The following is a 13,283-nucleotide window of genomic DNA, read 5'->3' as shown; positions in this document are numbered from 1 at the left end:
GGGCGCGCGGGCGCGCGGCTCCCTAGGGAGCGGGAGCCGCCGCGCGCCCGGCTCAGGTGCCCGAGTCCTGCCGCGCGCGGCACCGCGCGGATACCTACCCGCGCGCTTCAATCTCTTCTCCGACCTGCGGAAACGCCGAGCCGCGCGGCTAGCGTGCGGGGCCGCGCGGCTCGGCACCCGCGCGCCTAGATGAAGCCGTCGTCGGGGAAGGCGCGCGGGCCGCTATCCGCGCGCTCCTGACGCAGAACAACCGCCTCCCGCAAGGTGTCGCGGCCGACCCGCTCCTGGGTGGCCACACCCTGTTGCGCGTCGTCCGCGCGCCGGATCGCTTCGCGCTGGCTGACGTCGACCGGCAACCCGAGCGAGTCCAGCAGCTCCACGGCTCGGTCCACCTTCGTCTTCGCGCGGCGAGCGTCCAACGCGGTGAACGTCGTGCGCCCCTCGGCGTCGGTGACGACCGTCAACACCATCCGGTCGACGCCGCGCTGCCGCGCCTTGCCGACCGCGATCTCCATCTGGTTGCCGGCCGACTCGATCAGGTACTCCACGTCGACGTCGTCCCGCTTGCCCGAGCTGCCTCGGGCGCCGCGCTTCACGTCCTTGCCGGTGTTGTCGGTGCGGACCACGGTGTAGCCGCGCGCCTTCAGGTGGACTCCGGTGTGGCGGTAGTAGCCGCGCGTGGTGTCGGAGTCGTTCTCCCCGGCCTCCGTGATCCGCTGGTAGGAGTCCAAGACCACGAGGTCGCCGGGCTCCAACCCGTAGGCGTCGAGCGCGGCCAGGAGCTCGGCGCCACCGGTGGCGGTGTCGAGCGGGCTCATGCTCGGCAGGGAGATCAAGATGAACCGGTCGACGTCGTCGCCGGGGCCGACGCCGAACGACGTCAGCCGCTCACGCAAGTCGTCCTCGGTGTTCTCCATGTCGACGTAGAACACCCGCCGCGCTCGCGGGATTGGCATCCCGGCGAAGTCGTCTTCACCGCGCGCCACCGCCAACGCAAGCCGCAACAGCAACAGCGACTTGCGGTGCCCGGCGGGGGCGACGAGCGCGACCGACGTACCGGTGGCCAGCAACGGGTCGACCACGTACTCGCGAGGGGGCCGGTCGGGGTCCAGCAGTGCCGACAACGACAGCCGGGCGAACTTCCCGCCGAGTGCATCGGTCAGCTCCTGGCCCGCCTCGGCGCCGGGGTTGTCCGGCTCGGCGGGCAGGTCGTCGAAGACGTCGGCGGCGTTGGTGTCCGGTGACGGCCTGCCTCCGCCGTCGACCGTGTTCAACGCCGAGGCCCACTTGGCCTCGTGGTGCGTGGCGGTGAAGTCGGCGTCTGCGGGAGCTCGCGCCATGAACTCGTCGTGCAACTCGTCCAAGTCGTATCCCGACCAGTTGGAGTTGCCGAACTCCACCAAGTTGCACGCCACGGCGTACGTGGTCGCATCCCAGTGCGGGCCGTCCCACCCGAGGTCCGCGCACTCGTCCAGCCGAGCCAGCTCGGCGCGCACGGCCTTCCCGGCATACGGGTGCGGACCGAGAATCGGGTCCAGCCAAGGCGAGGTGTCGACGTGGTGGTCTCGACGCCTCTCGCGCGAGCCACCAGCCTCGGTCAACGCGGCGACGAGGTCGGGGTCCGGGTCGGCGGCAAGGCACCCCTCGACGTCCCACGCGGTGTCCTCGACGTAGCCGCCGTCCGGGTACTTGGTGCGGACCGAGCCGGGGAGGAACAACAGCAGTCGACCGGTGCCGTCCGGTCGCCCGCCGACGTAGTCGCCCACCGGCCCCAGAGGCGTGTGGAGCGGGCTGACCTTGCCGAGGCCCGACGACGGCACGAGGTGGTGGGTGCCGCCCGATGGCGTCCGGGTCACCCCGTAGGACTTGAACGGCGGCAGATGGTCCACCGAGCCACCGGCCTTGGTATCGACGTCGACGGCGTCGATGCCGTGTCCGCCGACCATCGCGAGGGCGTCCTTCCCGGGCCGGTACGACGACAGGTCGCACTGGTCGGCGGTGAGGTCCTGCCAGCCCCGCGAAGGCCGGTCTCCGGGCCGCACAACGACCACGGGGACCCCAGCGGACACCAGCCGGTGAGCGAGCGCGAGCCCGTCTTTCGGAGAGCGGTCAGCCACGGTGTCCCTCCTGACCGTTGAAGTGGTCCGCGAGCTCGGCCAACCTCTCGGCCAGCGGGTCGGGGCGTCGGTCGGCGTACTTGTCGACGTGGTCGCGGCGCCGAGCCTGCTGCTTGGCGTTCTTGCGCTGCTGACGCCCGTCGTTGGGCGACAGCGACCGGCGGCTCACCGGTTCGCCTTGCCGGTGAGCAGCCGCGCGACGGCGTCGCGGGTGTCGTCCGACAGCGGGGGAGCGGCAGCCACCGACTCCCGGACGGCACGGTCCAGGTCGGTCTGGGACGGCGCTTCGGTCGTGGTCGTCACGCGGCACCGCCGGTGATGAGTGCGGCGATCCGAGCGCGGTCGGCGTTGCTCAGTGGCAGCTCGTAGACGGCCTCGCGGACGGCCCGCTCGAACCGCTCGACGGCCTCGGCGTCGACGCCAGAAACCAGCATGGCGACGAGGTGGCCGACGTGCACCGGGTCGAGCTGGGGGACGTTCCCCTGGGACCGGCGGATCTCACGCTGGATGCGGGCGTAGCCGAGCTCTCGGTAGCCCTGCGCGACGTCGGCGGGGTCGGGGGTGCGTCCGTGGCTGTACATGGCGTTCAGGCGCGACGCGGCGCCCCGGACGGGGTTGGAGTTGGGTCGATCGGACATAGGGATGGCGCTCCTCAGCGAAGACTGAGGGGCGCCTCCGGAGCCAACCCGGGTCCGGGTTGTCCGGCCTGCGCCACCCTCGGACGACGAGGCAGCGGTATCTGTCCACCGGGCCAGACCCGTCCCGGTAAGCCGCACACCTGACGGCTCTCGCCCGTGCTGTGGCACCGCCTACGTTACGCGACACCTAGCGGCTTTGGCTGACGCTGGCTATCTCCACAGCTCTGGGCTTGGACACCCGCGACTGTCGGCGGTTGCGCATAGCGTGTGTGCAATCGAAACCGCTCAACTAGGGGGCTCCCGTGTTCGACCGCAACACTGACTACCCGACCGCGATCGCAAGTTACGACGATGACGGGGTCGAGGCGGCTCTTGAGTGGTGCGAGGACCACATGCAAGAAGGCGACACTTTGGCGATCTGGACCTCGCTGAAATCCAATCTCAGCAACAGCCGGCGACTGGACGACTACGTGCGTCGATACCGCGACGTTGAGCACATCACGGGCCGAGGTGGCGGCGTGCCGTCTGGGCCGGGACCGGTGCTCATGGCTTGGGCGGACATGGAGGACGTCGGTGAGATTGCCCGCCACGCGAATCGGATCCGGGCCTTATGTGTGATTACCTGGTCCGAGGATCGCATCCGACCTTGGGTAAGTGCGAAACAGCCGACCATTCTGGGTGACGGCTCTGCGTGGGAATCGCTAACACCCGAGCTGGACCCCGTCGTAGTTGAGGCGCTGGAAAGCCTGACTATGACGATCAACCACAACAACACCATCTCGGCCGGTTTCGAGAAGGACCAAGTCGTGAGCGTGCTTCTGGCGCTCAAGCAAGCCCGAGTGCCGATGGACGCCGACGCGATGGAGGGCTGGGCTGTCGCCCACGGTTGGTCGGGCAAGAACCCGAGGCGGCTGTCGCAGTACGTCCGCGACATCCAGTCCGGCAAGCGGCCGCAAACCCGTAATCGGGTCCCGGCCGACTACATCGACGGTCTGCGGGAGCGCGTGCAGAGCAGAGGTGTCGAGGACTAGTTCCAGGTGATTGCGGTCGACGCCGGGTCGTAGGCGCGACCATTGCCGGGGCCGACCCGGTTGATGGTGATCTGCATCCCGAGCAGCCGGATGATCGCCTTGCGCGTCTCGACGTCGGCGCCCGCCCACGCCTCGGCCACACCCGGCCCGGCGAAGTCAGCCAGGTTCGCGGCGGGTTGCGCCGACCGCAGCCGGGCGCGCTCGGCGTCGAGCTCGGGACGCAACCGGGCGGTGATGCGCTGCAACTGCTCGCCGGTGATCGTGTCGTCGGCGAACTGGTCGGCGGCGAGGGCGAGCTTGGCCTCCAAGGCGCTGATGCGAGCTCGGGCGGCGTCGGCCGCCACGGGGTCGCCGCCGAGCAGCCGGACGCCGTCGCGCTCGAGGACGCCGACCACGACGCGGTTCACGTGGTCGTCCACGTCGGCCATGCGCCGCTGCACCTTCATGCACCCGGCGTGGGGGCACTTGTACGAGTGCGGGTAGTGGCGGGTGCGCCCGTTCTTGAGCTCGTAGTTGAACTCGTTGGTACCGACCATCGGGCGTCCGCACTCGCCGCACGCCGCGACCGAGGTCAGGAGGTACTTGGCCTCGGTGCCTCGGTTGTTGGACCGGCGGGCCGGGTCGGTCAGAAGCGCGACGACCCGGTCGTGCGTCTCGGTGTCAACGATCGGGTCCCACTGGCCCGGGTACAGCGCGGGCTTGCCCTTCGGCTTGCCGTCCTTGCCGCGCGGCTGGTGCTTGCGGTAGCCGTGGTTGCGGTCGCGCAACAGCACCCGGCGGAGCACCTGGGTGGCCCACGGCTTGCCGGTGGAGGTGCGGACGCCCCGGTCGTTGAGGTCGCGGACGATCTTCCACAACCCCTCGCCGGCAAGCACCCGGTCGACACACTCGCGCAACACGGCAGCCTCGGCGTCGTTGACAGTCAGCCGCTGGTCGGCCCCGCGCCCGTGGATGTCCCACCCGTAGGGGCGGGGTCCGTTGTGCCGACCGGACTCAGCGAGCTCGGCCTGCTTCCGGCGCGCCCGCTCGGCGGTCCGTGCAGCCTCGGCGGTGTCGTTACCGCCGAGCGTGCGGAAGATGTACTGCCCATCGGCGGTGGACAGGTCGGGGTCGGGGGAGGCGACGAACCGGAGGCCGGTGCCGAACTCCTCGTGCAGCTCGATCAGGTCCTCCCGCTCGCGCGGACGCCGGGTGAGCCGGGACGTCGTGTAGGCCAAGATCACGTCGAAGCGACCGGCCTCGGCGTCGTCGAGCATGCGGTCCCAGTCCGGGCGCCGCTTCCGAGACGACGTCGCCGCGCTGAGATCGTTGTCGGAGTAGACCTCCACCACCTGCCAGCCCTCCCGTGCGGCGAGCTCGCGGCAGTCGGCCTCCTGGCGGGCCACGCCTCGGGCGCGTCCCTCCTTGTCGTCGCTGATGCGGGTGTAGACAGCGGCGCGAGTGCCCATCGGTTCCTCCGGCGTTCGGTGAGTAACCCCTAACGTACGCGACACCCGTCCCGGGTCTTCGTGGCCCGCAACGGCCGCCACGAGCTGACGAACCTCGTCCTCACCCGCGCGCAGGTCACCGAGCTCGTCGAGCGGATGCTGAAGTCCAGCGGGCGTCGTATCGACGTCAGCCGGCCCTTCGTCGACGCCATGCTCCCCGAGGGCCACCGGCTCCACGTGGTGCTCGAGGGCATCAGCCGCGGGTTCTCCGCGGTCAACATCCGCAAGTTCGTCCTGCGCGCCGCGAAGCTGCACGACATGGTCGAGCTCGGCTCGCTGTCGCCGCAGGCCGCGCGGTTCCTGGAGGCCTCGATCCGCGCCGGGCTCAACGTGCTCGTCGCCGGAGGCACCCAGGCGGGCAAGACCACGATGCTCAAGTAGTCGTTGCGACCTGGGTTCAGGCCGGGCGAGGCTACTAGCTAGTAACCCCCCGGGACCTCGGTCACCGAGATCTGCCGACCGCCCGAGCGCCGCACTGCGCGCACCCGCGCTGACCTGCGCGTTGTGGATAACCTTGTGGTCAAGCGCCAGTCCCTGGGGACCAGATGTGGATAACTACACGGGTGATATTAGGCGTGTAGTCTGAGGCCCATGACGACCGATTGATCCATGATCAACCGGCCTTCGCAGACGTGACGCCACTGGGGAAGGTGACGCGAACGCCTGCTGGGACGGGGGATCCCCAACCAGAGCAAGGCGACCAATGAGAACCATTCGCGAGAGCCCCGAGTACACCCAGGCCTGCACCCAGCTGGGTGTCGTCCGCATGGATGAGGTGACCATGGGCCTTCACTGGGGCATGGCCAAGAATCCTCGCCACGCTCTGTTCCCTGAGGTGCCGGGGACCGGCCTGCGCTTCGCGCCGATCGACGCCACGGTGGGCGTGCCCGAGATGCGGGTGTACTTCAGCATCTCCGAGGACGACCAGTACGTCGACCTTCACCGCATCGAGCGGGTGGACGGCGACGACCCTGACGATCCCATCGTCTGATCAGCCTCGGGTCGACGCGGAACCGACTGACGACGATCCAGTGGGCGCCCGCTAAGCGACCGCAGGCTGCAGTTCGCGCCAGAGTTCCTGGCCGCGAGTGATGTCGTCTGCTGTCATCTCTCGCACGCCGATGAACACCGACGCGTACGGGATGTCCTCCCGCTCACTAGCCAGGCGCCATCCCGGCTCCATGTGGGACAGGTTGGACGACGAAGTCGCGTTCTTGTCCCAGAGGGCCTCGATCACCGCGTCGATGACCTGCATCTCTTGCTCATCGAACAGCGAAGTGTCAGCAGGCCGCTTCGCGAACAGGCGCTCCTGCGGGTAGCCCATGTAGTTGCGGGTGACCGGCATGGCCTCTCCGCTGGCGAACAATGCCGACCGAGCCGCCGCGATCTCCTTCGGCACTGGGCCCTTGGGGCGACGCTGGTACGTCGCGCCGGTCAGCGGCTCCCCGAAGTTCTTGTAGGCAAGGAAGTCGATGTAAAACAAGATCTTGTTGAGCTTGGTCTTCCCGAACCGCTCATCATCGACCGACCTCTCGGCGATGTGAAGCAGCAGCTCCTTGAACTTGTTGTCGTTGTAGGTGATTGCTGCGGTCATGGGAAGGCCCCCTCTCTCTTTCGTGTGTGAGACGTACGTCTCGGTGCCTTACAGCATCTTAGGCCGACCTGTCAAGCACTGTCCACTCTTGACACAACCTATCGCACTTCCGGATATTCCTCTGCGGTACGCCACGATGCGAGTTTCAACGGTGTGGTTCTAGACGACTCTACCTCAGATCGAACACATGTTCGAGAACATAGGCAAGCGGGCCGGCCTCGGCTCTGGGACGCAGTCAGCCGCACAGCTCGCGCTACCCCTGCGACCAGGCTCCACGATCACAACAGCAGGTCCAGTGCCCGCCTAATGTGCGGCGGGGTGGGGACCGGGGCGGTCTTGGGCTGCCCGGCGGCTGCCGCGACCTGCGCTGGGGTGGGTTGGTCCTCGACGACTTCGGCGTCCACGATGCCGCCGCGCTCGGCCAGGACGTCTTCGTAGTCGCGGCCTTCTGCTTCGGCGTCCAGGCGGGCCTGGGTCACGTCCGGGGCCTGGGCGGGTAACAGCGCCTGGGGGGTGGCGAATGCCTCGGGGTCGGCCAGGAGGTCGTGGAACAGCTGCTGCACGGGGTCTACGTCGGTCACGCCCACCAGCAGCTTGTTGGCGGCGCCGAGCCCGCCCCGGTCGAGCAGGTCGTGCAGCACCTTCACCCGGTCGCGGGCCTGCACGGAGGGGTCGTCCAGCATCGCCAGCAGACGCTGCACGACGTCGTCTACGGACATGCCGATGCGGGTCGCGGCCTTGGCCCGTACGGCGGGCACCAGGGCCCCGTGGTGGCCGCACACGTTGGTGCCGGGGTGGGCCTCGCGGCGGCACCGCAGGCCGTTGCGGCGGTAGCTGGCGGTGCACCGCAGCACGGGGTCGGATGCGTGGTCGGTCCACCACTGTTCGGTGTGGGTCACGCGCTTACCGGCCATGGGCTACCGCCACACCAGCGCCCGGCCAGCGGCGCAGCCGTGGTCGTCGCTCTGCCGGTACAGGTCGTTCAGGATCCTGGCGCACAGCCCGCAGACCTGCAGCTCCACTGCCGACTGCTCGCACGGCAGCCACAGCCGCTCCACCCGCAGCCCCCGCAGAGTCGTGGCGCACCGGTCGCACGCCTTGGCCCGGTGCCGGGGCGGGTCGACCACGGCCCCCACCAGGGCGACTGCCGCGATGCGGTGGTCGGCCCAGCGCAGCAGCGGCGTCTCGGGATCGACAGCGACCAGATCGGGCGGGACCGGGCCCTGCAGCGCGTCGAGCTCGGCGGCGTCCTCCCACGGCAGCTCGGCATCCAGCGCAACGCACCAACGGGCGCGGTCGTCGACATTCGAGTGCAACATCAGGTTCGGCTCGGCCTCGGGGATCAGGCTCGTTGCGGTGGTCGTGATCATGGGTGCGGCTCCTGGCTTGCGTCGTGGTGGTGGGTCCCGCCCGGGGTATGGCGTGCCCCTACCTGCCCCGGGCGGAGATGTGGGTCAGGCGAAGCTGGGCGAGGTGTAGGTGGCCGACGTGGTCACCTGCAGGCACGCGGCCCCGCCGCGCTGGCGCACCCCCGCTCCGAGCCCGTGCACGTAGTACGAGTCGAGCAGGGGGTAGTCGGGCTGGGAGCCCCGCACGATCTGCAGGCCGGTCAGGCGGCGGTGCTCGCGCAGGCCGATCACCGGGGTGGACCCACCCACCGCGACGCAGGTCAGGTAGTTGCGCGGGACCAGCGACGTCGGCGCGATCAGCGCGTTGCCGTACTGCCCGACGATCTTCATCCCCTGGAACTGCCCACCGGGGCGCTGGCCCACCAGCTGCTCGGTGGTCAGGTAGGGCACGGCGGTCTCGCTGGGGATGTAGTCGAACGCGGCACCGTTCACCCCGGCGCGCCACCCGGCGATGGTGTCGGCCAGGTCGCGCCCGGCCAGGATCACCAGCTGGGCACCGTCGTCCTCGCCGTAGCCGTGCTCTAGCACGGTTGACTGCAGCCACTCCACGTCGCTGGGGGCCAGGGTCGCGGACTCGGTGGTGCCGTAGTGGTTGTGGGTCGACCCGAACGTCTCACCGTTGTAGTCGGGGATCGCGGACCCGTCGCCGTTCCACAGCGCCCGGATGGGCGAGTCGGTAGATGCGTGGGTGCGGTTGGTGTTGGAGAACAGCGCCTCCAGCACGGTGCGGGTCATCAGCCGGTAGTCGGCGGCGATGGCGCCGTTGTGCAGCGCGGTCACCTGCTCGACGCTGGCGTCGGCCAGGAACTGCCACGTGAACCGGGTCGCGAAGTCCTTCCAGACGAATGGGTAGCCCAGCTCCACGGTGGCGGCCTCGGCACGCGAACCCGACGGCACGCCGTACTCGCTGGCGTCCTCGAACTCGGCGGTGCCGCCCGGTGCCTGCAGCACCAGGTCGGCCTTGTTGGTGGTGCGGAACGTCAGCAGGTCCAGCAGGGCGCCGCGCTGGGCGTTGGCCAGGTCCAGCGCCTGCGAGAACTCAGCCCACACCGTGGACATGTCGGTGCCGTCGCCCAGGGTGCGGACGTCGGCGATCGAGTTGTAGCCGCGTGCCATGTTGCAGTCCTTTCAAGAAAGTGCGGGAAACCGTCACTTCTTGAAAGTGAGTGGGACTGTTTTGCGACACCGAGAACTATACGCAGAAACAGACCCCCGCAACGGGCGCTGAGCGAAGTCGTTGAAGGCCGCGTCTCGGCTACTCGGAGGCCTGTACTCACAAGTTTCGTCGCGGTCCGCTGATGCCGCAATCGTCGACTAAACTGTGAGCAGAGCTTGGTCATAGCTATCGGAAATGCTGCAGTCCGGGAGTGGGCCCCCGCCGGGGGCCCGTGGGGTGAAATATCTCCGCCTGGTGATCGTCCGAGGCCCGGTTGCCCGCCAGACGCAGCGCGGCCGGAGTAGTTAGCCGTTCACATCGGAGGGACGGCACCCACCCGGGGACGGGTGGTTGACCACACGCCGAGAGGCGCCCGTCGTGAACCACAACGACAACGTCAGCGAGGTGCGCCGTGCAGGCGCCCGAGTCGCCGGGTTGTATGCCCACGGATCAACCCCATCACCCGAGGCAGAGCGCGCCGCCCGGCAGGGCCTGGCCTATCAGCGCATCCAGCGCGAGGTCCGCCGCGCCAACCGGGCTGCCAGTCCTGCCCTGAGCCCCGCCCAGGTGGGTCACCTGGTGGCGCTGCTGGTCGAAGGAGTCGACAGAGAGGCCGCCGAACGGCTAGAGCGCGCGGTGCGCGAGGCCGCGTTCAGCGTGCGGCTCCGTGACGACGAGCGCCATCGCATCGCGCAGATCATCCTGGACGGCGGCGCCGCATGAGCACCACCACCTGCGGCCCGATCACGCTTAACGAGGCAGTAGCGGCGGTGGTGGCGGCGGCGCCGCCGCTGACAGACGACCAGCGCGCCCAGCTGGCCGGGCTGCTCCGACCTGACGACGAGCTCACCCGATGAGCGCGGCGCCGAAGTGCCCGCAGTGCGGCGGGCGGGGGCGACACGACCGAAGCTGCCGCCAGCTTCGCGAGGGCGCAAGGGGCCAGACCCGCCGGAAGGGTGGGGCGGTGCCGCCGCCGCTGGCCTGCGCCGACCCGCCCGCCGACGTGGTGGTGTCGGGTGCCAACCGACGCCTGATCGCGCGGTGGGCGGTCTACGTCGTCCTGCGGGGCGAGTACGCCTACGTGTCGGGTGTGGGGTGGCACCGGTGGACCCCCAAGGGTTGGCGGGCCAGCAACGGTGACGCAGTGAGGTCCCGGGTGCGGGTGGGTCTCGAGGATGCCTACCAGCGTGCGGGTGCCGGGCCCCTGGACTACAACCTGGTGGCCGGATTAGACCGACCTCTGCGGACTGAGGCCACCGTGGAGCCGAGCCGCGTGGGGGTGGGCCGATGAGCGACGACGGGACGGCCGACTCCGCCGATCTGCCTGCACATGCCCGCCTGACGCAGCAGGTGCTCGACCTGGACCCCTACGCCCGCGAGACAGCGATCTGGCGACTTCTGCGTGACCTCCCCGCCGACGACCTGGTGGAAGCGCTAACCGTCGTCAACCGCGACCGCCGAACGGAGGCGGTGCGGGCCCGGCACGCGGGCGGGGGCACGCAGGAGCAGGTTGAGCAGAAGGCTCACGAATTGCGGGTGGCCGACGCCGCCCGGCATCAAGTCAGGGCGGACCATCGCGCCGACCCACCCCCGACTGTGAGCCTGGCTGATCTGCTGGACGAGCCCGACGAGCCCGTGGCCTACCGGATCGACCAGCTGTGGCCGGTGGACGGGCGAGTAGTGCTGGCCGCGCAGAACAAGTCCGGCAAGACCACCCTGGTGGGCAACGTGATGCGATCACTGGTGGACGGCGACGCCTTCCTCGACCGGTACGCAGTGGCACCAGTGGGCAAGGTGGTGCTGCTGGACGACGAGATGTCGCGAAGCAGGGTCCGGGCCTGGCTCCAGGATCAGGAGATCGCAAACACGAGCGCTGTGGACGTGGTCATCCTGCGGGGAGCGCTGTCGTCGTTCGACATCCTCGACCCCGTGGTCCGGGCCGACTGGGTGGACCGCATTCGCGGAGCGAACGTGATGGTTTTCGACTGCCTGCGCCCCGCACTCGACGCACTGGGTCTCGATGAGAACCAAGACGCTGGCCGATTTCTCGTCGCGCTGGACGAGCTGTGCCGTGCGGCCGGGGTGCACGAGCTGATGCTCGTGCACCACATGGGCCACGCGAACGAACGGTCTCGGGGTTCTAGCCGGATCGAGGACTGGCCAGACGCAAAGTGGAAACTTGTGAAGGCCGACCCTGACGACGAGCGCAGCGCGCGTTACTTCTCGGCGTACGGACGCGACGTCGACGAACCCGAGATGCAGCTTGCGTACGACCCGTTCACGCGCCGCTTAGCTGTCGACGGCGCAGGGCCCAGCCGCAAGGAGGTCCGCAGCGTGCAAGCCGAAGAAGGGGTGCTGGCCTACGTCGCGGCGCATCCGGGCTGTACCGGCCGCCAGATGGAAGGGCAGTCGGACGGCGCGCCTGGGGTGGGCGGCAATGCTGGGTCTATCCGCGGTGCGATCAAGGCGCTAGTAGCCAAGGGTCACCTGCGGGTAGAGGCAGGGCCACGCGGCGCGAAACTGCACTACGTGGTCGATTTCGGCCACGAGCTCATCTGACGAGTGCGTCCACCGCGTCTGAGTGCGTCCAGACGCGGTGGACGCGGTCACTCAAACCAGCGCGTCTCCGCGTCTATAGACGCGGACGCGGTGGTGGACGCATTAGCGCGGGGCTCCGTTGGGTGGTTGGACGCACTTCCGCTTGGACGCGCTCGACTGGCCCTCAACTCAACCGGGAGGCCGCTGGGTGTTTCGTCCGGGGACACGCCCCAGCACGACAAACACGCCCACCGCGATGATGAGGCCAGCGAAAGCGCCATTAAGGCGAATACCGATATCGACGAAGAGCAGCACGGCGAACCCGGCCAGCACCAGTGCCACACCAAAGGCCACGCGAAGAGCGGTCATAGGGCCGGATAGTAGGCGGCGCGCACGCCGAGAAGCCTTACGCGCGCGAGCGCGAGCCGCCACGGGAGCGCTACCGAATCCGCCCTAGCGGAGCGGATCAAGGGAGACCTACGGTTCTGCCGCTGATCTCAAAGGATCGGCGGCAAGCACCCGATCTCAGGAGTCCGCATGGCCAGTGACGGCAAGCCCGTGACCCTCAACGTTGGGCTCTACCTGCGTGTCTCAACCGCTGGTCAGGTCGAGAGCGAGTCGCTTCCTGCTCAGGAGCGCGACTGCCGCGTGTGGGCCGAGGCCCAGGGCCACAAGGTGGCCGGGGTGTTCAGCGACCCAGGTCGGTCCGGCACCCTCCCAGCGGGCGACCGGCCCGGTCTGACCGCTGCCCTCGACGCGCTGACGACCGGCACGATCGACGGGCTGGTGATGCGCGACCTGGACCGGCTGGCCAGGCAACTCACGATTCAGGAGGTGGTGCTTGCCCAGGTCTGGGCGCGGCCCAACACGGCGGTGTTCACGCTGGGCGGCGAGGTGCCTCGGGACGATCCCGACGACCCTATGCGCACCTTCGCCCGGCAGGTGATGGGCGCAGCTGCCGAACTTGAGCGGTCGATGCTCGTGAAACGTATGCGCGACGGACGCCGCTACAAGGCCGAGCAGGGACAGCACGCTAACGGGCCCGCCCCCTACGGCTGGCGGTCCGTCAATGGGGACCTGAGGTCCGTACAGGACGAACAGGTGGCGCTCGGTGTCATGCGGCGGCTGGCTGCCCAGGGGTGGAGCCACGCCCGGATAGCTGCTGCGCTGCGCGAGGGCGGCCACCCCACCAAGCGCGGCGGCGCCTGGTCGCCTCCGGTGGTCAGTCGCATCCTGGCCCGCGACACAGCCCGCACCCCAGCGCAGCGTGCCTATCAGGAAGAGCGGCTGTCGCTGGGTCTGTGATGACGACC

17 protein-coding genes are annotated in these 13,283 nt (G+C 69.2%); 7 read left to right on the top strand and 10 right to left on the bottom strand.

Going from position 1 to position 13,283, the window contains the following annotated elements:
* Nucleotides 1-185: 185 nt before the first annotated feature.
* From Q0858_RS07115 to Q0858_RS07100, 4 genes are read right to left on the bottom strand one after another with little or no spacing between them, the layout of a single operon-like run.
* Entirely contained in the window at nucleotides 186-2,117 is a 1,932-nt protein-coding gene (locus tag Q0858_RS07115; protein WP_299052157.1) for an AAA family ATPase, read from the bottom strand.
* Entirely contained in the window at nucleotides 2,110-2,286 is a 177-nt protein-coding gene (locus Q0858_RS07110; RefSeq protein WP_299052156.1) for a hypothetical protein, read from the bottom strand. Before Q0858_RS07110 ends, Q0858_RS07115 begins: the two co-directional genes overlap by 8 nt.
* Nucleotides 2,283-2,420: a hypothetical protein gene (locus Q0858_RS07105; RefSeq protein WP_299052155.1), complete on the bottom strand. Its 138-nt coding sequence runs from the start codon at nucleotides 2,418-2,420 to the stop codon at nucleotides 2,283-2,285. Before Q0858_RS07105 ends, Q0858_RS07110 begins: the two co-directional genes overlap by 4 nt.
* Complete coding sequence (locus Q0858_RS07100) at nucleotides 2,417-2,755, bottom strand: hypothetical protein (protein ID WP_299052154.1); 339 nt, start codon at nucleotides 2,753-2,755, stop codon at nucleotides 2,417-2,419. The genes Q0858_RS07105 and Q0858_RS07100 overlap by 4 nt, the downstream gene beginning before the upstream one ends.
* A gap of 302 nt (nucleotides 2,756-3,057) precedes the next feature.
* Between Q0858_RS07100 and Q0858_RS07095 the strand changes: the two genes are divergently transcribed.
* A complete protein-coding gene (locus Q0858_RS07095) occupies nucleotides 3,058-3,786 on the top strand; it encodes a hypothetical protein (RefSeq protein ID WP_299052153.1) in 729 nt (242 codons plus the stop codon).
* On the opposite strand, the gene Q0858_RS07090 is transcribed toward Q0858_RS07095, so the two are convergent.
* Nucleotides 3,783-5,234, bottom strand: coding sequence for a recombinase family protein (locus Q0858_RS07090; protein WP_299052152.1), 1,452 nt, complete (start codon nucleotides 5,232-5,234; stop codon nucleotides 3,783-3,785). The genes Q0858_RS07095 and Q0858_RS07090 overlap by 4 nt on opposite strands.
* A gap of 60 nt (nucleotides 5,235-5,294) precedes the next feature.
* On the opposite strand from Q0858_RS07090, the gene Q0858_RS07085 reads away from it, so the two are divergent.
* Together Q0858_RS07085 and Q0858_RS07080 are read left to right on the top strand one after the other, a co-directional pair.
* A complete protein-coding gene (locus tag Q0858_RS07085) occupies nucleotides 5,295-5,654 on the top strand; it encodes an ATPase, T2SS/T4P/T4SS family (RefSeq protein ID WP_299052151.1) in 360 nt (119 codons plus the stop codon).
* A 385-nt stretch (nucleotides 5,655-6,039) separates the two neighbouring features.
* Complete coding sequence (locus tag Q0858_RS07080; protein WP_299052150.1) at nucleotides 6,040-6,264, top strand: hypothetical protein; 225 nt, start codon at nucleotides 6,040-6,042, stop codon at nucleotides 6,262-6,264.
* Between the two features lie 51 nt (nucleotides 6,265-6,315).
* Here Q0858_RS07080 and Q0858_RS07075 read toward each other — a convergent pair whose 3' ends face one another.
* The 4 genes from Q0858_RS07075 to Q0858_RS07060 form a co-directional block, all read right to left on the bottom strand.
* The gene (locus Q0858_RS07075) at nucleotides 6,316-6,867 is read right to left on the bottom strand and encodes a Panacea domain-containing protein (protein ID WP_299052149.1); all 552 of its coding nucleotides are present in this window, start codon (nucleotides 6,865-6,867) and stop codon (nucleotides 6,316-6,318) included.
* A 278-nt stretch (nucleotides 6,868-7,145) separates the two neighbouring features.
* Nucleotides 7,146-7,766: a hypothetical protein gene (locus Q0858_RS07070; protein WP_299052148.1), complete on the bottom strand. Its 621-nt coding sequence runs from the start codon at nucleotides 7,764-7,766 to the stop codon at nucleotides 7,146-7,148.
* Between the two features lie 18 nt (nucleotides 7,767-7,784).
* Complete coding sequence (locus Q0858_RS07065; protein ID WP_299052147.1) at nucleotides 7,785-8,237, bottom strand: hypothetical protein; 453 nt, start codon at nucleotides 8,235-8,237, stop codon at nucleotides 7,785-7,787.
* Nucleotides 8,238-8,321: 84 nt separating this feature from the next.
* Complete coding sequence (locus Q0858_RS07060) at nucleotides 8,322-9,392, bottom strand: hypothetical protein (protein WP_299052146.1); 1,071 nt, start codon at nucleotides 9,390-9,392, stop codon at nucleotides 8,322-8,324.
* A gap of 418 nt (nucleotides 9,393-9,810) precedes the next feature.
* Here Q0858_RS07060 and Q0858_RS07055 point away from each other — a divergent pair, with 418 nt between their 5' ends.
* The 3 genes from Q0858_RS07055 (at nucleotide 9,811) to Q0858_RS07045 (ending at nucleotide 11,991) form a co-directional block, all read left to right on the top strand.
* A complete protein-coding gene (locus Q0858_RS07055) occupies nucleotides 9,811-10,155 on the top strand; it encodes a hypothetical protein (RefSeq protein ID WP_299052145.1) in 345 nt (114 codons plus the stop codon).
* Complete coding sequence (locus tag Q0858_RS07050) at nucleotides 10,152-10,289, top strand: hypothetical protein (RefSeq protein ID WP_299052144.1); 138 nt, start codon at nucleotides 10,152-10,154, stop codon at nucleotides 10,287-10,289. Before Q0858_RS07055 ends, Q0858_RS07050 begins: the two co-directional genes overlap by 4 nt.
* Before the next feature lie 430 nt (nucleotides 10,290-10,719).
* Nucleotides 10,720-11,991 carry an AAA family ATPase gene (locus Q0858_RS07045; RefSeq protein WP_299052143.1) on the top strand — a complete coding sequence of 424 codons (1,272 nt, stop codon included), beginning with the start codon at nucleotides 10,720-10,722 and terminating at the stop codon, nucleotides 11,989-11,991.
* Nucleotides 11,992-12,159: 168 nt separating this feature from the next.
* On the opposite strand, the gene Q0858_RS07040 is transcribed toward Q0858_RS07045, so the two are convergent.
* Nucleotides 12,160-12,339 (bottom strand): hypothetical protein, encoded by a 180-nt coding sequence (locus Q0858_RS07040; RefSeq protein ID WP_299052142.1) that lies wholly within the window; start codon nucleotides 12,337-12,339, stop codon nucleotides 12,160-12,162.
* A gap of 168 nt (nucleotides 12,340-12,507) precedes the next feature.
* Between Q0858_RS07040 and Q0858_RS07035 the strand changes: the two genes are divergently transcribed.
* The gene (locus Q0858_RS07035) at nucleotides 12,508-13,275 is read left to right on the top strand and encodes a recombinase family protein (RefSeq protein WP_299052141.1); all 768 of its coding nucleotides are present in this window, start codon (nucleotides 12,508-12,510) and stop codon (nucleotides 13,273-13,275) included.
* The last annotated feature ends 8 nt before the right edge of the window (nucleotides 13,276-13,283 follow it).

The sequence above is a fragment of the uncultured Nocardioides sp. genome, assembly GCF_947489365.1.
In the GTDB taxonomy this organism is placed as follows: Bacteria; Actinomycetota; Actinomycetes; order Propionibacteriales; family Nocardioidaceae; genus Nocardioides.
The sequence above is the reverse complement of the archived record's forward strand: the minus strand, read 5'-3'. Positions and strand labels throughout refer to the sequence as shown.